Below are 19,842 nucleotides of genomic sequence, written 5' to 3' on the forward strand. Positions count from 1 at the left end.
CGTCGGTGTCGTCGATGCGAAAGCGGGAGCAAGCATGTCTCCGCTCGGATGGACGCGTCTTCAATTCGACGCGCGCCGCAATTTTGGTTGAAGGGTCAATCACCGCCGGTACCAACCGGTCGAAGACGGCATGACCGGCTGGCGGCATACGGTAGCCCAGCAGGGGAAGACGCCGACGCTGCGGGTTTAATTATCCAGGACATCACCGGTGCGGCGAGGGCTACCCGAGGTCAACCGGAATAATCCCGGCCCCGGTCATGCTAGAACATGCGGAAACCGAAAAAACCGCCGGACGACCGGTCAAACTGTGCCTGGCGGTAGCCGCCGAACTGCGCTGCAGGCGCAGGCGGATAGGCCGCAGCATAATTCGGCCGATCCCGGCGTTCAGCTCTGGCCACGTTTTTCGTGCGCGACGATGGTTTTGCGGCCGATTTAGCGGGCATGGCCGGAGGGGCAGCGGCTTCAACCGCAGCAGGCAGTTCGGCTCTTGCCTCCAACGCCGCGCTGTCCGGCGTGCGGAATGTCATCTGGCGTTCAAATTGCAAGCGATCGGCAGTCGGCGCCATCGGCGCGATATCCGGATAAACCACCGCCGCAGATTGAGATTTGCTCAAGTTCTGCTGTGACTTTCGCCACGAAGCCAGAGAACCGCCGCTCTCGCTCTGCGCGGCCGCGGGTTCAGGTTTGGGAGGGAAACTCTCGCCTTGCGGCATGAGATAAGCGGCGGTGAAGAGCAGCGCCAGCAGGCAGCAGCCCATCGTCAGAAAATATCGCAAAACCGGCACAGCGCACGCCCCTTGTTGGCGTTGATAATTCGGCCCCTGAGCATTAGTTCCTGCGGTCGCGATTAGGTTCGAACTTTTGCGAAAATGCGGCGCGCGAAAATGCCGAAATTTGCGGCATGTCCTGCAAAAGATCGATCAGACCGGAGTTGGCCTGTCGCCCCGTTATTGGCGCCCGAGACGGGTCGCGGCCGCAACATGGTCGAAACGCTCGAGCGACAGGATCGCATCCGCCAGTTGTTCGGCGCGGCCGTTCAGCACCGGGCGCGCCAGCGTCAGGAATTTCTGCTGCATCGCTTGCGCATCGGGAAACGACGACGGCTCGCCAGACGGATCGGCATTGAGCCGTTCATGCACCCCGGCTTCGGTGGTGATGGAAACCCGCGCGCCGAACGGATGGCTGCGGCCGGTCTCGAGGCGGTCATCCTGCACCACGTCGAAGCGGTCCGCCAGCGCGTCCACTGCGGCGTCGCCGAGCCGGGCGTAGTCGTCCCAGCCGAAACGGCCCTGGTCCAGCGCGACGGCACCGGTGAAAAACATCGAGAACTGCCCGCCGACGATCGAGGTCGGATGGCGCTTGGTGGCGGCGTCGCCGGTCAATGTAATGCCGTTGCGGTGCAAGCCGATCTCGACCCGCCTGACCTGGTCCGGGGTCAAATTGTGCTCCCTGCGCATCGCGATCAGCGCATCCAGCGCGGCGTGGGTATAGCGGCAGCTCGGATAGGGCTTTACGCCGATTTTCATGGTTTCGTAAATCTCGCCGAGGCCGGCGACGACCTTGTCGGGATGAGCGCCATCGCTGTAGCCGACCAAAAGGCCATGCTTGCCCTCGATCGATTCGTCGGCACCGACGAAATCGTTGCGCGCCAGCGTGGCGGCAATGACGCCGTTCATCGCCGCGGCGCCGACCTGGTAGCGCTTGTTCCAGGCGCCGTTGACCAGGAATTGCAGCGAGCCCGCGGCCTGACTGCCGGAAACGCCGAACGCCGCGATGATCTGCTGTTGCGACAGCCCGAACAGTCTGGCCGCCGCCGCCGCGGCGCCATAGGTGCCTGCGGTAGCCGTCGGGTGAAAGCCGCGCTTGTAATGCGAGGTCGGATCGAGCGCGTTGCCGAGCCGGCAGCACACTTCATAGCCGGCGACGATGGCAGTCAGCACGTCGCGGCCCGACGCGCCGACGAGTTCGCCGACCGCGAACGCCGCCGGTACCACCGGCGCGCTCGGATGCAGCGAGGAATCCGCATGGGTGTCGTCGAAATCCAGCGAATGGCCCAGCGCCCCGTTGAGCAGCGCCGCCACCGCCGGGGTCCAGGTCCTGGCATCGCCGAATACCGTGGACTGGCCGCTGCCGTCGAGCGCCAGTGCTTCCAGCATCTTGAGCAGGGACGGCGTGGATTCGGCATCGCGCCGGGCGCGTACGGCGCTGCCGAGAAAATCCAGCGTCAGGACTTTCGCGCGCTCCAGCACTTCGGGCGGGATGTCCGCGAAGTTCAGGTCGGCGACATAGGCGGCGAGCGTTGCGGTTTCATGGGCCATCGGAAGTTTCCTCGCATCTGGCGGCACAACCTAAAGCATGATCGGTCACCTGCAAACCGCTTCCGGAGCGCAGCTGAGATGAACGGGGCGCGCAGCGGCCATCGCGCGGATTGGAAGAGCGGTAACGTCCCGTCAGGCTGCCGACCGATGCTAGTGACGCGCCTTGAGGGCGTCGAGCGCATGACGGCGCAGCCGTTCCGGGTCGCGCTCTCCGCGGGAGGCGTCGTCGAGGATGCTGGCCGATAGAAATCTCAATGCATCCGATGGAATTCGCAGCGGCAGGGTATCCAGGCACAGCTCGAGCGCGGTCGACATCGCGGCGACGGTTTCCGGGGTATAGGCATGGGCGCCGGCGCTGTCGGCAGGGCCGGCGTTTCCCGGGGCTGCTCCGCTTCGGTTGTGTGCCCCGAGCCGGGCGGCTTCCGCAAGGACGCGAATATGGATAAATCCGGCTTCGCTCAGGGCGTTTTCGTCCGCTTCCCCCGATTTTGCCAACGCCACGATTCTGGCCGCGAGGCGTTTGCGATTGTCGTCGGTCGCCGCCGCAATTCCTTCGGCGCTGATGAAGCGGTCCCAGGCGGCATCAAAGGCGCGCGCCAGGGCCGCTTTTGCACTGTCAGTCCAGATTTCGGTGAATGCCACATAAGACAATCATCCGCCCTCCTTCAGGTTCCAGCGGCGATCGTCCTATCTAATGTGCGCGGGCGATCGGCCATCTGCAAGATTTGCAAGCGGCGCGCCAGGAGCTGAAAGCGTACCATCAGGAGCACGGCATACATGGCGGTGCCGCAGGATAGCCCGATCCATACGCCGGCGGCTCCGAAGCCGGCCCAGAAGGCCAAGGCGTAGGCGGCGGGGAAGCCGATCAGCCAGTAACTGATTGCGGCAAACACCAGCGGCACCCTGGTGTCGTTGAGGCCGCGCAGCGCGCCGGCGGCGACGGTCTGGATGCCGTCGGCGGCGAACAATGTCGCGCCGACCATCAGCAGGGTCGCCGTGAGCTCGATGACGATGCCCGCGCTCTCTGCGGCTTCGCCGAAGAATAACCGCGCGATCGCAAACCGGCCGAGGATCACGGCCAGCGTCATGATGGACATGAATATCATGCCGAGCAGCGTTGCGACAAAGCCTGCGCGCCGGACCGCCGGCGCGTCGCCGCGGCCGATGGCATGGCCAACCCGCACCGTCGCAGCCATGCCGATGCCGAACGGCACCATGAACAGGATCGCCGCGATCTGCAGCGCGATCTGGTGAGCCGCCAGCGCCGTGGTTCCGATCAGCCCCATCAGCAGCCCTGCGGCCCCGAACAGGCCATATTCCAGCAGGAAAGCGATGGAGATCGGGCCGCCGATGACGATCAGTTGCCGCATCAATCCCCAATCGATGCGCCAGATGCCGCCGAGCACGCGGTATTTTTTGAAGGGTCGGCGATAGGCAGCGAACCAGAGCCCCGCCAGAAGCATGCCGAAATTGACGATGGCGGTAGCGAGGCCGGCGCCGAACAGCTCCAGCCGCGGCAGCCCCCAGGCGCCATGGATCAGCAGCCAGACCAGCAGCGCATTGGCCGGAATCGCGGCCAGCGTGATCCACAGTCCAGGCTCCGGGCGGTTGACCGCGCCCATGAAGCCCCGGATCGCCAGGAACCAAAGGCCAGGCGTAATCCCCCATCCAAGACCCAGCAGATAGGTCTGTGCAAGATGTGCGGTGGCGGGCGCCTGACCGAGCTTCAACAGGATCGGCTCGCCGAACAGCGGCAGCAGCATGATCGGCATTGAAACCACGAGCGCGGCCCATAGCGCGGTGCGAAGCGCGCGCCGCACCATCCGCGGATCGCGCCTGCCGAACGCCTGCGCGGCGAGCGGCGCCACTGCCGACACCAGCCCCATCACGAAGGTGAAGCCGACAAAGAAAACCGTGTGCGCCAGCGCCGCCGCGGCGACCGCGCCGTCGCCGAGCCGGCCGATCAACGCAAGATCGGTCGTCATCATCGCGATCTGCCCAAGCTGGGTAGCTGCGATGGGCACGGCGAGCTTGAGCGTCTCGGTCAGCTCGAGAGCGAGCCAGCCGCGGGTCGCGCCCGCGGAGCTTGTCGCTGCGATCGGCCCTCGCTCGATCTTATCAAGGGATGTCATGGACTAGCATTACCGCGGCCGAAAGGTGGGGGCGTGTATATCAGCAGATGGCCGTCTTCGCCCAGCCGGCCCAGAGAGATGGCGGCGGCAGGCAAATGCTGCCGCTGGCCTCGTCGCCGATGTATACCGCTTGACCGGACAAAGCGCAGGCAGCGGTAAGCACGCAGACAAGCGCTGCACGATGTTCGTGTGATACGCGCGTGGTTTCACGAGCGGCCGTCTGAACCTGCTCCCGCAAAATCGCATCGTTCCATCCGAGACACTCGAAAAGCCGATCGAATGCGCGGCCACGGGATGCCTGCGCGAAAAAGATATCGGATTTTTTGCCGCGCGGAATTCGTTCAAACGCGGAATATGTTTCTTCGTCAAGCATGACGCCGAGAAATGCGTTCGGAAATGCTTCGACCAACGGAGCGCCGTCGTGGCGCCGGTAGCTTGGCATTTCGCCGACAATCATTGTCGTTGCCTTCCGCAACTGGAGCCCTGTGCCGAAATGGCTAAATCCGGGCTTACACCGCTTGCCAAACAGCCCCCTGCTCAGAACGCGTTCGCAGTGACGGATGATCTGGTCGGGATTCGCCGTAGCGGGTATGATCGGTCCGTCGATCGCGACGGCGTCATAAGGCGGCTGGTGCGAAAGGGCTTCAGCGCGGTTTTGAGGCAGGGAGCCTACGCAACTGAGAATGGCAGACTGGCCGAACCTGTAGGAGGCTATGCCGGTGGTTTTTCTGCGTTCGGAGTAGCCGACATCGATGCCGAGCAGACCGACATTTCGCCAGTCGACCACGCTGATCACACGTCCACATTCGCACTCAGCGAATTGTCCTGGATGAATTCGCGGCGCGGTTCGACGACGTCGCCCATCAGCTTGGTGAAGATGTCGTCGGCCTCGTCGACCTCCTTGATCTTGACCTGCAGCAGCGAGCGTTCGTTGGTGTCGAGCGTGGTTTCCCAGAGCTGGCTCGGGTTCATCTCGCCGAGGCCTTTGTAGCGTTGCAGCGCCACGCCCTTGCGCCCCGCATCGGTCACCGCCTCGAACAGGCTGACCGGACCGTGGATGGCGGTCTCGGTATCCTTGCGGCGCAGCAGGCCCGGCTTCGGATAGGCCTCCTGCAGCCTGCCGGCATAATCGTCGAGCTTGCGCGCGTCCGCCGAACCGAGCAGTGCGTCGTCGATGATGGCGGCGTCCTTCACGCCGCGCACCGTGCGCTCGAACAGAAATCCTTCGCCCTCGGTGAAACGCCCGGTCCAGCCGCGCTCGACCTCGTCGGTCAGCGCGTCGAGCCGGCGGGCGATATAGCCGGCGGCGGCATTGGCGGTGCCGGTATCGCCGGTGATCCTCGGATTGAGCACGCCGGCAATCGCCGCCTGCTCGATCACGCCGCGGTTATAGCGGCTGTGCAGATTGTGCAGCGTGCCGCGGATGACGCGGGCATCCTCGACCAGCGCCTGCAAATCCCTGCCGCTGCGGTCTTCGCCGGAGGCGAGCTTGAACACGCAATCGTCGAGCCCGGTGGCGATCAGGTAGTCCTCCAGCGCCCGCTCGTCCTTGAGGTATTGCTCGGACTTGCCGCGCGTCACCTTGTAGAGCGGCGGCTGGGCGATATAGAGATGGCCGGCCTCGATCATCTGCGGCATTTGCCGGAAGAAGAACGTCAGCAGCAGCGTGCGGATGTGCGCGCCGTCGACGTCGGCGTCGGTCATGACAATGATCTTGTGATAGCGCAGTTTTGACAGGTCGAAATCCTCGCGGCCGATGCCGGTGCCCAGCGCCGTAATCAGGGTGCCGATCTGCTCGGAGCCCAGCATCTTGTCGAAGCGCGCGCGTTCGACATTGAGGATTTTCCCGCGCAACGGCAACACGGCCTGGAATTCGCGGTTGCGTCCCTGTTTTGCCGAGCCGCCGGCGCTGTCGCCCTCGACGATGAACAGTTCGGATTTCGCCGGGTCGCGCTCCTGGCAATCGGCGAGCTTGCCGGGCAATGAGGCGATATCCAGCGCGCCCTTGCGCCGCGTCAGTTCGCGCGCCTTGCGCGCCGCCTCACGCGCGGCGGCGGCTTCCACCACCTTGCCGACGATGATTTTGGCTTCGGCTGGATGTTCTTCGAACCATGCCGCCAAAGCTTCGTTGAGCACGTTCTCCACCACCGGGCGGACTTCGGAAGAAACCAGCTTGTCCTTGGTCTGCGAGGAAAACTTCGGATCCGGCACCTTTACCGACAGCACCGCGGTGAGGCCTTCGCGGCAGTCGTCGCCGGTCAGCGCGATCTTCTCGCGCTTGGCAATGGCGTCGGCATAGCCGTTGACCTGCCGCGTCAGCGCGCCGCGAAACCCGGCGAGATGGGTGCCGCCGTCGCGCTGCGGGATGTTGTTGGTGAAGCACAGCACGTTCTCATGATAGCTGTCGTTCCACCACAACGCGGCCTCGACGCCGATGCCGTTGAGGTCGGCATCGATCATGATCGGCGCCGGCACCATCGCCTTCTTGTTGCGGTCGAGGTATTTGACGAACTCCTCGACGCCGCCCTTGTACATCATCTCCTCGCGCTTCTCGACCGCGTGGCGCATGTCCGAAAGCACGATGTTGACGCCGGAATTCAAGAATGCGAGTTCGCGCAGGCGATGCTCCAGCGTCGCGAAATCGTATTCGACATTGGTGAAGGTCTCGCCGGAGGCGAGGAACGTCACCTCGGTGCCGCGCTTGCCGGCTGCGTCGCCCACCACCACCAGCGGCGCCACCGCGTCGCCATGGGCGAATTCGATAAAATGCTCCTTGCCGTCGCGCCAGACCCGCAGCTTCAGCTTGCTCGACAGCGCGTTGACCACGGAGACGCCGACGCCGTGCAGGCCGCCGGAAACCTTGTAGGAATTCTGGTCGAATTTTCCGCCCGCATGCAGCTGGGTCATGATGACCTCGGCCGCCGAGATGCCTTCGCCCTTGTGGATGTCGACCGGAATGCCGCGGCCGTCGTCGCGCACGGTGACGGAGCCGTCGGCATTGAGCACGACTTCCACCGCGGTGGCGTGGCCCGCCAGGGCTTCGTCGATAGCGTTGTCGACGACTTCGTAGACCATGTGATGCAGGCCGGAGCCGTCATCAGTGTCGCCGATATACATGCCGGGCCGCTTGCGCACGGCGTCCAGTCCCTTCAGAACCCGGATCGATTCCGCGCCGTATTCGATCGGCGAATGCTCGGTGTCGGCGATCTTTTGCCGGGCGGGTTCTGTCATGCCAGGAGCCTTTGAGGATGTCCGAATCAGCGCGAAAATCGGGCGCTGACTCATTCTATTTGTGCCATGAAAGCCGCATTGCGCCTAGCGCAAAGTCGCCGGCAACAAGCTGTTGAATAGATAGGATTTTTAAGTGGTTTTACAAGGCGGCTGGAATGCTGATTCCGGGCCAAAGCAAAGCTTGATCAGGAGTTGGCGATGGCCGAATCGGGCAGGGTTTGGAAAGCAATGCCGTCGGTCTCGGTTCGGTCGAACTGCCGTCAGTTGGCTTTGACTTATGCATCCCCCGCGCGCCTACGTGAACTTGAAATTCCGCAAGGTTGTGTGTCTATTGAGCGCGGCGGAATACCAGCCCAATATCGGGTCGGCAGGGACGCAGTGCCGGGTGGGAGCAGGCGGCGTGGGTCGCAGGGCGAAAGCAAAAGGATGGAGAGCCGGTCCGGAAATCAAAAAGAGCGATCTTTTCAGGATTTTCGCTGCCAATGTGCGAGATGGCGAGAAGATAAACCTTCACACTCGCGCATTTTCGCAGCAAATAACCAAGCTGGTGCGTGACCGCGCCGCGGCCAAGGTCGATTTGGGCGTGGCCGGGGCCATGACGAATATCCACGATTACTTCGCCTGCCTTGAGGATGCCTGCTTTGGTGATCCCGTCTCCCCGCCGGGTGAATACCCTGTTCGAACAGGCACACCGCTGCTGTTGCAATCAGCGGCCGGACCTTGTCCCGATGAAGACGAGTGGTATTCAAGCGTTGTCACGCTTGATCACTGGATGATGATGCTGAGGGACAAGAAATATTACGAATTGTTCGCTCTTGCACACAGGAGCAAAAGCGGTTCGCGGGATTCCCTTATCCAAGCGAAACTGTCGACGCTTACCAGCGGTTTCTTTCAAATCAGGGAGGATTTCCGTTTCGGCAATCCGATGGTGTGGTTTACCCCAAGGCGGCGGCTGGAAGCCCGCTTGCGAGCCTACACCAAAGCCAGGAAGGGAGATGCTGCGAGGGACTTTCTTGGTCTGGTTCATAGATGCGAGAATGAGTATCTGGTCGCTGTTCATGTGCCTGCGGAGCTTTTGGTCAAGATTAAAAGCGCCCGGCCCACGATAGCCGACGCTGGAAGGCATCGGCGCTTTATGGCAGCCTCCGCATCGTCCCCGGCGTCATTTGGACCGGCTTGGGGACAGACACTTGATCTGGAAGCCTTCGAAACTGGAAGAGCGCCTAAAGATGGCGGCGCTGAACGTGTAAGCGAGTGTTTGACGCATGCCGCCGCGGCAGACACCGAACTGGGATTTACCTATCTTGGTAAGCTGACGAGCAGCCGAGGTCTGGCTTTAGATACCGCAGGCCGCGCCTGCTCTGACAGCGATGCGGAATTTGCCAAGTCTCTGATCGCCCGAGACAAGGCGGCATTCGACAAGGTTATGAGGCGGTTGTGAACATGAACAGCGGTCGGCGGGCCGATTATGACGAAGAGTTGGCTGCGCTCCCGGTCCGGGAGTTGGCACGGTGGCTTCGGTGCGGGATCAAGGACTTTTTCAGATTGACGCCACGACCCGAAGCGCTGGGCCCGTCCGACGCGTTTCCGATGGCAAAGTCCTACATCGGCCGGAATGAATTCGACCTCGCCGCAGATCTCAAGGATCTGTACGACGACTTGCCTGCGCATGCGCAAGGTCGCTTCGAGAACGCGATAGAGAAAATATGGTCCGAGTCCGATTTCGATCGCCGGGACCAGTTCGTCGTTGGAGATACCATTCTGACGCTGGCGTGCAGGATCCGCGCCAAGGGCTTGATCGATGTATTGCCGGGCGCCGTCTTCAAGCTCGGGGTGCAACTCGACCTGGATTTCGCGCCGGAAGTTATCCGGCTGCAACGGGCGATGTTTGAAACGGCGATGGAGCTTTGCTCTGAAACGCTGGAGTCCGCCCGCTGCTTGCAAACATTGTTGAGAGCGCAACGGGCCGATCCGAGGTCCGGCTACCTACCCCCGGGGAGGAGCGAGGATGACTTCCTTTATCTGGCCAGGCTCGTCCCAACTAGTCTCGATGTCTGGTTTATTATCTTTGCCCATCCGCTGAGACTCGACATCGAAGACAAAAAGATAGATCCGGAAATATGCTCGAATCGCTTTTACGATACGCTTGGAAGGCACGAGGTCGATGAAGTTACGCAACGAATTAGGCAAGGATGGCCGGCTCTGTCGACGTTTGCACTGAAGGCGGTAGCATCAGCCAGCCTGAGAGAGACCAGCGAGTTTCTTGGCGTACTGTTCCAGGGCGCACAGTTCGTAGATGAGCTTTCCGACGTTGAGGCCGTGTCGTTGCAAGAGGCTTGGTCAGCCGCAATGGTAGTATAGGAAATGCGATGACGATCGCAGAAGCGTCTCCCAGCCTGCTTGAGCAGATTGAGGATATTGCGTTGCTGCGACCCCATCTTGTCGCGCGAAGGGCTGACCTCGATGCGGAACGGCTGCTAAATCGTGAGCATATTTATGCCGTAGACACCAATGTCGTTTATTTCTGTGCCCAGCCCCTCGCGTATATACGCCAGGATTTCAGGGCATCGCCTGCTGAGGGAAAAGGCCAAAGAGCCAGAGGTCGCAGCCAGCATTCCGACAGGGCTGAGCACGTCGGAAATTTTGTACGGTATGGCTCGATTTTCCGGTCAGATCCGATCGCAACGCATGCCTTCATTTGCGAACTGCTTGCCCGCTATATCGGCTTTTCGGTCAGCAAGCTCTCGCCGCTGTACGTACCTCAGTCGCTCGAGCCTGAGCTTGCAGGTGTGGTCGAGCATTTTGCATCATTCGTTTCTGACGACCTGTCGGACTTCTACAAGAAGCTGACGGAACAGCTTGAGGGACACCTCGTAAAGCTGATGATGGAACAGTTTCCGCAACTTGACACCGTCAGTGAGAAGAAACCGGATTTCGGTGAAACACTCAGGCGGTTGATAAGAAATCAGATCGGCAAGCCGTCCGGCAACAAGCGTCTCGATAGTCTTTTTTCACGAAGTCGGATAGCCCCGCTGGCCTGGATCGATCAGCAATCCGTGCCGAACCGCATTTTACAGAGGAGCAGCTTTCAGAAGGGCGGTTTCCGGAAGCTTGGCGATATTACCGATGAGCGCGACAAGGAGTTGCGCGACCGCAGGGATGAATGGGCGGATCTGCTGCAGAAGGCGGGAAAGGAAGCCGGGTCATTGCTCGATCGCGACGCTGCCGCCCTAGCTGAAGTCGAGCTTTGGAACGAGACCGCCATTCAGGCCGACAGCAGCGAACGCCTGCTCTATCTTACGGCAGACAGTCACGTGCACGGAGCGGCTCAATCCCACAGACCGCCGTATATATCCGATAGCTTCGCCGTCAATTATGTCCGTCACCCCAGTTCATTTCTCGAGGACTTCGGCGTGGGCTCCTGGAAAGAGGGGCCGGCATCGCCGGTCATATCAAACCACGCGGCTTCATTGCTAGGGTGGATTGATGTGCTGATGTCCGACTACGCGGATTTGCGGGAAGTGGGTCGCGACCATGTTCTGGATTCCAGAACGCGTGCCGAAATCCGGACTTTCCAGCACGATAATCCCGGTGAAAGCCGAAAGGTCCAGGAGAGCTGGCGCGCAGTTACGGACATACAGGAAAAGCACCTTCTGGACGAACTCGGGTTTTTGAAAGAGATAGAGGATTTTTCAAAACAGAATCCGGATTTCCATCTCGCGGGTCCGAATGAAGGCGCGGTTGCGGATTTCCATCGCGCGTTTCTAAAAAAAGTCATGGCTGACGAGGCTAAAGCCTGGGAGAGTTGCTTTCGCGTTGCCGCCGAGATGTTGTTGAAACGCAAAAGTACGCGCTCCATCGCGGCAAGGAGCAGCCCTCCGGTCTGCTTCGAAGGCTGGGAGGGTGCCGGTGCCGCGGTTGAGCAATTCAAGTTCTGGGGGGTTAACGCTCAAAATATCGACGAGCAGACTTATAATGCCCACAGGGAAAAACTTCAGAATATCGACAGCGTCAATGGAGCCACCGGTACCAACTATGCGTACTATCTGGCGTTCGCAGCTTTGTTTGCAGGCCGATCTAATTGGGAGGCCGCCTCCGCCCTGGCGGCGTTCGCGCGTGAGGTCAGCAATCAAATTCCCGCGTCTGAACGGCGAGGCGCGAACGGCCGTGAGGCTGCCTTTCTCGAAGCGGCCTGCCGTCGGCTCATGGCGGTTCGAGCAAGCGACCTGGATCTTGTCACATTCCTGCTGAATGAGGCTGACTCGATCTTCAGAAGCGAGGAATTTGCCGTTGCAGGCGAGGGAGATCGCATTGTCCCTGAACGGTTCGAGCTCGAACGCCTTGATGTCGATCAGACGCGTCTACTGTTCGGATGGGATTTCACTTCAAAGGAACGTGTCGCCCTTCCTCCAGACGGCCTGATTTCGCTCTACGAGCAGTATCGCAGGCTGCACGAGCGGTTGGAGCGCCGGCTCGAGAAATGGCTTGCCGATCGCAAGCCCAACGAGATCACGCTCGGCAGCATTGGTCATGTGATGATGCAGACCGAGATTCGGTTAATAATATCAACGTTCAGCCTGTTCAGCCTCGACATTGCAGAAATTCCTACTCAGGTTGTGACGACAGTCGAAAGTTTGCTGCAACGTCTGGGACAATTACAACGGCTATCGGAAAAAAGCCGCTCCGAAGAAGTTCAGCTGATTCCTGACAAGAGTTACTTCGCTCAGGTGGTCACGGCAGTCACGCGGCATATGCTGCACGCGCGAGACCGAAGGGTACCGAATGATGAGCGTGAACGCAGAAATGTGAAAAAGTCACTTTCCGAGCAAGGCATCGAAGCCAACAGCGTCTATCCGTTCGATCCGGACCGGTTCGCGCGGTTGCGCGAAATCCTCGATCGGTGAGTGCCGGCTGGTTTTCGAAAATCTGCGGGGCGACAGATGATGCTCTAGGCCCGACGCGTGATGCGCCCGTTCTCTACGTCGAACATCTCGCCCGATGAACCTATGTCAGCGAACGCCGCGGGGTCGGCGCCGGTCATCCAGACCTGGGCGCCAAGGCCTGCCAGCTCCTCGAACAGCGCCACGCGCCGGCTGGGATCGAGATGCGCGATGACTTCGTCGAGCAGCAGCAGCGGCGTGATGCCGGCCATTTCGGCGACCAGGCTGGCGTGCGCCAGCACGAGGCCGATCAGCAACGCTTTCTGCTCGCCGGTCGAAGCCTCGCGCGCGGGCATGTTCTTCGGCGCGTAGATCACCTGCAGGTCGGTGAGATGCGGACCATCCAGCGTGCGGCCGGCGGCCGCGTCGCGGGCGCGCCCGGCGCGCAGGATCTCGCGGTAGCGGTCCTCCACGAAGGTCGCCGGTTCGTTGATCAGAGCGTTTTCCATCCAGCCGTCGAGCATGATCGCGGCGGACGGAAAGGCCGAGGCGTCGCCGCGCGCGCGCAGCATTGCCGCCAGCCGCATCACGGTCTGGCCGCGCGTCGCCGCCACCGCCACCGCCAGCTCGGCGGTTTCGCGCTCGATGGCGTCGCACCAATGGTCGTCGTAATTGCGCACCTCCAGCAGCCGGTTGCGCGAGCGCAAACTGCGATCCAGCGCCGACACCCGGCTGGAATGCTCGGGATCGATCGCCAGCACCAGGCGGTCGAAAAACCGCCGTCGTTCCGAAGCCGCGCCCATAAACAGCCCATCCATCGCCGGCGTCAGCCACACCATGCGCAGATGGTCGCCGAACGCGGTTGCCGAATTCACCGGCTCGCGGTCGATCCGGCAGCGGCGGCTCGCCGCGGCCTCTTCGTTGGCGGGCGCATCGATGCCCGTGCCCAGCGTCGCCAGCCCGAGCGCGCCTTCGACCTCGGCGGATACCGCCCACGAGCCGTCGCCCTGATTGTCCGCGACGTCGTCCAGGGTCGCGCGGCGCAATCCGCGCCCGGGCGACAGAAACGAGATTGCCTCGATGCAGTTGGTCTTGCCGGCACCGTTCGGGCCGACCAGCACCACCACGTCGCCGCGCGTCTGCAGGCTCGCCGCACGATAATTGCGGAAGTGCGTCAGCGTCAGGCGATGGATGCGGGAGCGGGTCATGAACTACTCTGTCGGGATGCCCGGCTGGTCCCGGGGCATCCACGTCTTCACTACCTGCGTCCAAAGACGTGGATGGCCGGGACAAGCCCGGCCATGACGCAATCCAGTGAACGGATGCGCGAATAGAAAGGTCACACCCGCATCGGCATCAGCACATAGAGTGCACCCTTGTTGTCCTTGTCCTGCATCAGCGTCGGCGAGCCGGGATCGGCGAGTTTGAGCACCGCAACTTCGCCCTCTATTTGGGCTGCGATGTCGAGCAGATAGCGCGAATTGAAGCCGATATCGAGCGCATCCGAGGCATATTCGACCTCGAGCTCCTCGGTGGCGCTACCGGAATCCGGATTGGTCACCGACAAGATGAGCTTGCCGGCGGACAATGCGAGTTTCACCGCGCGGCCGCGCTCGCTGGAAATCGTCGAGACGCGGTCCACCGCAGCCTCGAAATTCTTCTTGTCGACGACCAATTCCTTGTCGTTGTTCTGCGGAATGACGCGGCCGTAGTCCGGAAACGTGCCATCGATCAGTTTCGAGGTCAGCACGACATTGCCGATGGTGAAGCGGATCTTGCCCTGCGACAGTTCGATCCCGACTTCGGCCTCGCTGTCCTCGATCAGCCGCTGCACTTCGCCGACGGTCTTGCGCGGCACGATCACACCGGGCATGCCGGACGCCCCCTTGGGGAGCGGCAGATCGACCTGCGCGAGGCGATGGCCATCGGTGGCGACGCCGCGCAAGGTCGTGGTCTTGGCGTTGCCGGCCGCGTGCAGATAGATGCCGTTGAGATAATACCGGGTTTCTTCGGTCGAGATCGCAAACTGGGTGCGGTCTATCAGCCGCTTCATGTCGGATGCGGCAAGGGCGAACGAATGTGTCATGTCGCCGGCGGCGAGATCCGGAAAATCGTTTTCCGGCAGGGTCTGCAGCGTGAAGCGCGAACGGCCGGCGCGGATTGCCAGCACCGAACGGTCGCCATCGCCCTCCAATACGATCTGCGCGCCGTCCTGCAGTTTGCGCACGATGTCGTAGAACATATGCGCGGGCACCGTGGTCGATCCACCGGTGCCGATCTCGGCGCTGAGCGTTTCCGTCACCTCGAGGTCGAGGTCGGTGGCCTTCAGCGACAGTTTCGCGTTTTCGGTGCGGATCAGCACGTTGCCGAGGATCGGGATGGTATTTCGGCGCTCGACCACGCGATGCACATGGCCCAGCGATTTCAGGAGTTGCGCGCGTTCGACGGTGACCTTCATTGCAAAACCCGCCTGATCCTAAGATAGAAAAGCCGGGCGGTCCAAGGGCGCGCCGCGGCATCTGAAACCCGTAAGGCCGGATCAAAGCTGGATGTGATCAAGCCCCGCGGGGGGGACCCCAAGGTGGCGCGGATAGCCGGCAAGTGCAAGAGAGGCGTAATGCCGTTCCCCACGTTTTGCCGGGGGTTTTCACGATTCCGTCGTCCTCCCGCCTTCGCGGGGACGACCCGTGGCTACTCCTGCAACTGCCGCTTCAGCGATTCGACTTCCTCGGACAGCGCGACATCCTTGGCGACCAGTGCCTCTATCTTGCGCACGGCGTGCAGCACGGTGGTGTGATCGCGTCCGCCGAAGCGGCGGCCGATCTCGGGCAGCGAGCGCAGTGTCAACGTTTTTGCCAGATACATCGCGACCTGCCGCGGGCGAACCACATTGGCGGTGCGGCGCGACGACAGCAGGTCGGAGCGGCTGACATTATACTGCCGGGCCACCACGCGCTGAATGTCCTCGATCTTGATGCGCTTGGGTTCCTGCGGCCGGATCAGGTCGCGCACCTCGCGCTCGGCCATTTCCAGCGTCACCGCCGTGGCGTTGAGCTTGCTATGCGCCAGCAGGCGATTGACCGCGCCTTCAAGGTCGCGCCCGTTATGGGTGATGCTGCGCGCGAGATAATCCAGCACCGGCGCCGGCACGTCGAAGCTCGCGTGATGCGTGCGCGCTGCCGCGACCCGCGATTTCAGAATCCCCAGGCGCAGTTCCTCGCCGAGCGATCCCATCTCGACCACCAGCCCGCCGGCCAGCCGCGAGCGGACGCGGTCGTCGAGGCTTTCGAGATCGGCGGGCGGACGGTCCGCAGCGATTACCACCTGGCGTCCGGCATCGATCAGCGCGTTCAGCGTATGGCAGAATTCGGCCTGGGTGGATTTGCCCTGCAGGAATTGCAGATCGTCTATGACCAGCACATCGATGCCGCGCAAGGCCTCTTTGAACGCGAGCGCGGTCTGCGTTTTAAGCGCCGCGACAAAACCGTACATGAACTTCTCGGCGGTCAGATAGAGCACCTTGCGCTCGGCGCCTGAATTGCCGGCCCAGGTCACGGCCTGCAGCAGATGGGTTTTACCCAGGCCGACGCCGGCGTGAATGTACAGCGGATTGAACATCACGCTGTCGCCGCGGCGGCCCTCCGCGACCTGACGGGCCGCGGCATGGGCCAGGGTATTGGAGCGGCCGATCACAAAACTTCCAAAGGTCAGGCGCGGATCGAGCGGCGAGCCGCCGAGGGCTTCATGATTTGCCGACACCGGCGCGATTGCGGTGGCGCGCAGCTCCGGCGCGGGACGTCCATCGTTGCGGTCGGTGCGGCGCGCGTCCACCGGTGCGGCGGCCTCCTTCGCGGGCGTCGCGCAGCGCATTGCCGTCCGCACGGTCAGGTCGACACGTTCCACCTCGGGCATCTCGGCCTGCCAGCAGCTCAGAACGCGCTCGGCATAATGCGCCTGGATCCAGCTCTTGAGAAATCGCGTCGGAACCGACAGCCGCACGCTTTCCGGCTGCACGCTTTCCAGGTCCATGCGGGCGAACCAGCTTGAATAAACGTCTTCGCCGACGGTCGAACGCAGCCGACCCTTCACGCGCGACCAGCGATCCTGTTCCATGGTTGTCATTGTCTAGCAACTCTTCTGACTGGGTTATGGTGTTGGCGAACCGCCGCAGTTTCCGCGGCAGGACCTTGAAGGATGCTTCGGTTTCGGTCACAGACCCGCCGCTCGGCGAAACGCCGCGGCAGATCAGCGAATTTGAGGAGAAGCGTTCCTGAGGTCAGCGCGTACTCGACGGTCGGTCCGGGGCCCGCGCGGGGGGCCGCGGTCTTGCGGCGTTATCTGAAATGGCGTCGGATAAAAGTGGGACGTGATCAACTACCGCATTGACACCGTTGAGCATAGAAATCCCCCTCTCGCCGCGACATATGCGGCAAGTTGCCATCTTGTTTGTGTTTCAGATTCAGTCGGCGATGCCTGAATTCAGTGCCTTCAGGATCGCTTCACCGCGTCAGCCCGTCCGTCGTCCTAACCCTCTTATGCCTTCAACTTGTCGGCGCCGCGGCCTGCTGTTCGTATTTCTCTTTTTGATTCGCGTCGGACGGGACGTCCTGCCTGAGAAATTTCGACACAGCTTTACCGCCCTCATATTGCTACGAGTTGCAACCCAGCTATCGCTTGGAAAGCGTCGCCAACGCGCACACCGCCGCCGATCTGCGCGTCCGCCTTTGGTTATCAAATCCGCTTTGATCTGAAAGAGCCGTCGGCGTCGCGAACGGTCTAAGTGATAGCACGTCGTATTTTGTGCGCAACGGTCTCGAAGGGTCGCGGGTGACAACCGAATCGGCTCCGCGTCTGCCAAAGAAGGCAGCGGCTTTCGTGATAACATGGCAAGGGGTTGAATCTGTGCGGCGAATCGAAACGCGGAAATAGCCGTAATAACGCGCACAACTGCCCAAAAAAAAATTCATAAAATATTTACGTTTGAGCGGACGCGGCATTTTTTTAAAGTGCCGGTCGGCGCATTGCCGATAAGTGACTACGCATGCGCAAGATTTTTTGCTCAGCGGAATAGGGTAACCTTCAGCAAGCCGATTGCAGCAATGACGATTCAAGAAAAAATTTGCGAGGGGACAGCCGGTAGCGGTTTCGCAATTGAATCGCGGGAATCTCCGCACTTAAAGTCTTGCCTGCGGCAAAACCGCATCAGACAAAAAACGGAATGCTAAGAAAGCGGTCTCTCACGCGGGCGCATCGAGCGCGCCATCAGAAAAGAAAAAGCCCGGCGCTGCCGGGCTCTTTGAAAATCGTCTTTTTTGTTCGTTCACTTTGCGAGCTTGGCGATCTGGTGCGAAAGCCGTGAAACTTTGCGGCTCGCATTGTTCTTATGAATGATGCTGCGCTGGGCTGCCTGCATCAGTTCCGGTTCCGCGATCGCCATCGCCTTCAGCGCCGCTTCGCGGTCGCCGTTCTTGATCGCTTCCTCGACGGATCGAACCGAACCGCGCATTTGGGTTCGGCGCGACCTGTTGACGATGGTGCGGCGGGCAATCTTGCGCGTCGCCTTTTTGGCGGAAGAGGTATTGGCCATGTCTCAATTCCTTCGGGCGGCGACTTGATCGCGGCTGGCCTGTCCAATGACGCCGGCCGGTAATCGCGCTGGTGGCGCTGCGTTGTTTCCGGGTGTTCTGCGAAAATGCCGCGCTCGGAGCGAATATGCTCACAGGCGGCGCTCAAAGAACATCGGCGGCAGGATTGCGCCCGCCGCCATTGGCGGTGTTATAGAGGCCTGCCGTTGCAGCGTCAATGTTTTCCGCCTCCCGGCCGGGCCGGGCAAAAGCCCGGTGGAAAGCAGTTAAGATGCTGGCGAGGTTGAATTTCTCAGCGACGCCCGTTAAGCCGGGCTCGACCTCGGGCCGACAGATAACGGGTGACGCATGATCCGCGGGTTTTTCCGCCTGGTAGGGCTTCTGCTGCTGGCCGGCGGGTTCATTTTCATGGTCTATGACGGCGCCCGCTGGGTCGCCGACCAGAATCTGCGGTTCACCCGGTTCGGCGAGTTCTGGAACGACGTCCATCAATCCAGCCAAACGTCGTTCCGGACCATGATCGAGGGCGCCGCGCCCTGGCTCTGGAATGGCGTCGTCAAACTGCTTCTGGACCAGCCGGTGTTCGCGGTGATGGGCGTGTTGGGCATTCTGCTGATGCTGCTGTTCCGGCCGCGCAAGCCGCTGATCGGATATTCGCGAAATTGACCGCCCTACGGGACTGCCGTTTCACGCGTAAAGGCCTATATTGCCATCGTCCATTGTCGTGAGGCGAGGCGGCTTCCCGCCGTTCTGACGTCTTCCCGGAGGCTATCATGTTCTTCATGCGCAAAACCACCGCGTTGCCGAGCGCCGCCGAGGCGCTGCCCGGTCGCGCCACACCAATTCCGACCGCGACCCGCCATTTCGTCAACGGTCATCGGATCACGCCGCCTTATCCGGAGGGGCTGCAGCGGGCCGTGTTCGGGCTCGGCTGCTTCTGGGGCGCGGAACGCAAGTTCTGGGAACTTGGCGATGGCGTCTATACCACAGCGGTCGGTTATGCAGGCGGCCATACCGCAAATCCGAGCTATGACGAGGTCTGTTCCGGCCGTACCGGCCATACCGAAGCGGTGCTGGTGGTGTTCGACCCGAAAGAGATTTCATACCAGCAACTGCTGAAGACGTTCTGGGAAAGCCACAACCCGACTCAAGGCATGCGGCAGGGCAATGACGTCGGCACGCAATATCGCTCGGCGATCTACACTTTCAATGAGGACCAGCGCCAAGCCGCCGATGCGTCGAAGGCGGCCTATCAAAAGGCGCTGGGCGCCAAGGGTCTCGGTGCCATCACCACCGAAATCGCGCCGGTCGGCGAATTCTATTTCGCCGAGGATTATCATCAGCAGTATCTGGCCAAAAATCCGGCGGGATATTGCGGCCTTGGCGGCACCGGCGTGTCGTGTCCGGTCGGCGCGGGTGTGAGCGCCTGATTTAAAAGCGCGCCTGTCGGTTCGTCATGCCCGGCCTCGCCGGGCCGGGCAGCGCGGTCTTACGTCATGCGCGGCGCAAGGCCGGGCAGCGTGTTCTGCGTCATGGCCGGGCTCGTCCCGCCCATCCACGTCTTTGCTCCACATCAGGAAGAAAGACGTGGATGCCCGGCACAAGGCCGGGCATGACGGCGTGTTGGCGTCGCAGCGCAGTGTAGCGCCGCGTCGCGCCGGGACACGAGAGGTCGTCATTGCCGGGCTTGACCCGG

General features: G+C 61.7%; 15 protein-coding genes. 5 read left to right on the forward strand and 10 right to left on the reverse strand.

Features of this window, described 5'->3' with window-relative positions:
* Nucleotides 1-260: 260 nt before the first annotated feature.
* The 6 genes from ACFE72_RS13450 to gyrB all read right to left on the reverse strand — a co-directional run bounded on the left by ACFE72_RS13450 (nt 261) and on the right by gyrB (nt 7,681).
* A complete protein-coding gene (locus tag ACFE72_RS13450; RefSeq protein WP_375413597.1) occupies nt 261-785 on the reverse strand; it encodes a hypothetical protein in 525 nt (174 codons plus the stop codon).
* A 162-nt stretch (nt 786-947) separates the two neighbouring features.
* Entirely contained in the window at nt 948-2,318 is a 1,371-nt protein-coding gene (locus tag ACFE72_RS13455; protein WP_375413598.1) for an MmgE/PrpD family protein, read from the reverse strand.
* A gap of 150 nt (nt 2,319-2,468) precedes the next feature.
* Nucleotides 2,469-2,960, reverse strand: coding sequence for a hypothetical protein (locus ACFE72_RS13460; protein WP_375413612.1), 492 nt, complete (start codon nt 2,958-2,960; stop codon nt 2,469-2,471).
* A 23-nt stretch (nt 2,961-2,983) separates the two neighbouring features.
* A complete protein-coding gene (locus ACFE72_RS13465) occupies nt 2,984-4,450 on the reverse strand; it encodes an MATE family efflux transporter (protein WP_375413599.1) in 1,467 nt (488 codons plus the stop codon).
* A 40-nt stretch (nt 4,451-4,490) separates the two neighbouring features.
* Entirely contained in the window at nt 4,491-5,246 is a 756-nt protein-coding gene (locus ACFE72_RS13470) for a DUF429 domain-containing protein (protein ID WP_375413600.1), read from the reverse strand.
* Nucleotides 5,243-7,681 carry a DNA topoisomerase (ATP-hydrolyzing) subunit B gene (gyrB, locus tag ACFE72_RS13475; protein WP_375413601.1) on the reverse strand — a complete coding sequence of 813 codons (2,439 nt, stop codon included), beginning with the start codon at nt 7,679-7,681 and terminating at the stop codon, nt 5,243-5,245. The genes ACFE72_RS13470 and gyrB overlap by 4 nt, the downstream gene beginning before the upstream one ends.
* 298 nt (nt 7,682-7,979) lie before the next feature.
* On the opposite strand from gyrB, the gene ACFE72_RS13480 reads away from it, so the two are divergent.
* Genes ACFE72_RS13480 through ACFE72_RS13490 form a run of 3 tightly spaced genes read left to right on the forward strand, consistent with a single transcriptional unit; the run spans nt 7,980 to nt 12,585 of the window.
* Nucleotides 7,980-9,122, forward strand: coding sequence for a hypothetical protein (locus tag ACFE72_RS13480; RefSeq protein ID WP_375413602.1), 1,143 nt, complete (start codon nt 7,980-7,982; stop codon nt 9,120-9,122).
* Nucleotides 9,119-10,042 carry a hypothetical protein gene (locus ACFE72_RS13485; RefSeq protein ID WP_375413603.1) on the forward strand — a complete coding sequence of 308 codons (924 nt, stop codon included), beginning with the start codon at nt 9,119-9,121 and terminating at the stop codon, nt 10,040-10,042. The genes ACFE72_RS13480 and ACFE72_RS13485 overlap by 4 nt, the downstream gene beginning before the upstream one ends.
* Before the next feature lie 8 nt (nt 10,043-10,050).
* The gene (locus ACFE72_RS13490) at nt 10,051-12,585 is read left to right on the forward strand and encodes a hypothetical protein (protein WP_375413604.1); all 2,535 of its coding nucleotides are present in this window, start codon (nt 10,051-10,053) and stop codon (nt 12,583-12,585) included.
* Between the two features lie 44 nt (nt 12,586-12,629).
* Here ACFE72_RS13490 and recF read toward each other — a convergent pair whose 3' ends face one another.
* From recF to rpsT, 4 genes are all read right to left on the reverse strand, one after another.
* On the reverse strand, nt 12,630-13,769 hold the full coding sequence (gene recF / locus ACFE72_RS13495; RefSeq protein WP_375413605.1) for a DNA replication/repair protein RecF: 1,140 nt from the start codon (nt 13,767-13,769) through the stop codon (nt 12,630-12,632).
* Between the two features lie 131 nt (nt 13,770-13,900).
* Nucleotides 13,901-15,019, reverse strand: a complete 1,119-nt coding sequence (gene dnaN / locus ACFE72_RS13500; protein ID WP_375413606.1) for a DNA polymerase III subunit beta — start codon at nt 15,017-15,019, stop codon at nt 13,901-13,903.
* 233 nt (nt 15,020-15,252) lie between these two features.
* Nucleotides 15,253-16,683 (reverse strand): chromosomal replication initiator protein DnaA, encoded by a 1,431-nt coding sequence (gene dnaA / locus ACFE72_RS13505; protein WP_375413607.1) that lies wholly within the window; start codon nt 16,681-16,683, stop codon nt 15,253-15,255.
* 1,198 nt (nt 16,684-17,881) lie between these two features.
* Nucleotides 17,882-18,148 (reverse strand): 30S ribosomal protein S20, encoded by a 267-nt coding sequence (gene rpsT / locus ACFE72_RS13510; RefSeq protein WP_375413608.1) that lies wholly within the window; start codon nt 18,146-18,148, stop codon nt 17,882-17,884.
* Nucleotides 18,149-18,494: 346 nt separating this feature from the next.
* Here rpsT and ACFE72_RS13515 point away from each other — a divergent pair, with 346 nt between their 5' ends.
* Nucleotides 18,495-18,812 (forward strand): hypothetical protein, encoded by a 318-nt coding sequence (locus tag ACFE72_RS13515; RefSeq protein ID WP_375413609.1) that lies wholly within the window; start codon nt 18,495-18,497, stop codon nt 18,810-18,812.
* Between the two features lie 107 nt (nt 18,813-18,919).
* Nucleotides 18,920-19,576, forward strand: coding sequence for a peptide-methionine (S)-S-oxide reductase MsrA (msrA, locus tag ACFE72_RS13520; protein ID WP_375413610.1), 657 nt, complete (start codon nt 18,920-18,922; stop codon nt 19,574-19,576).
* Nucleotides 19,577-19,842: the final 266 nt, after the last annotated feature.

It is taken from the genome of uncultured Bradyrhizobium sp. (assembly GCF_964252615.1).
GTDB lineage: Bacteria > Pseudomonadota > Alphaproteobacteria > Rhizobiales > Xanthobacteraceae > Bradyrhizobium.

Bases quoted from the DNA above. Each gene is read 5' to 3' on its own strand.
- recF (WP_375413605.1), bottom strand. From the start codon at position 13,769: ATGACCCGCTCCCGCATCCATCGCCTGACGCTGACGCACTTCCGCAAT.
- ACFE72_RS13455 (WP_375413598.1), bottom strand. From the start codon at position 2,318: ATGGCCCATGAAACCGCAACGCTCGCCGCCTATGTCGCCGACCTGAAC.
- ACFE72_RS13490 (WP_375413604.1), top strand. From the start codon at position 10,051: ATGACGATCGCAGAAGCGTCTCCCAGCCTGCTTGAGCAGATTGAGGAT.
- msrA (WP_375413610.1), top strand. From the start codon at position 18,920: ATGTTCTTCATGCGCAAAACCACCGCGTTGCCGAGCGCCGCCGAGGCG.
- dnaA (WP_375413607.1), bottom strand. From the start codon at position 16,683: ATGACAACCATGGAACAGGATCGCTGGTCGCGCGTGAAGGGTCGGCTG.
- rpsT (WP_375413608.1), bottom strand. From the start codon at position 18,148: ATGGCCAATACCTCTTCCGCCAAAAAGGCGACGCGCAAGATTGCCCGC.
- ACFE72_RS13515 (WP_375413609.1), top strand. From the start codon at position 18,495: ATGATCCGCGGGTTTTTCCGCCTGGTAGGGCTTCTGCTGCTGGCCGGC.
- dnaN (WP_375413606.1), bottom strand. From the start codon at position 15,019: ATGAAGGTCACCGTCGAACGCGCGCAACTCCTGAAATCGCTGGGCCAT.
- gyrB (WP_375413601.1), bottom strand. From the start codon at position 7,681: ATGACAGAACCCGCCCGGCAAAAGATCGCCGACACCGAGCATTCGCCG.
- ACFE72_RS13465 (WP_375413599.1), bottom strand. From the start codon at position 4,450: ATGACATCCCTTGATAAGATCGAGCGAGGGCCGATCGCAGCGACAAGC.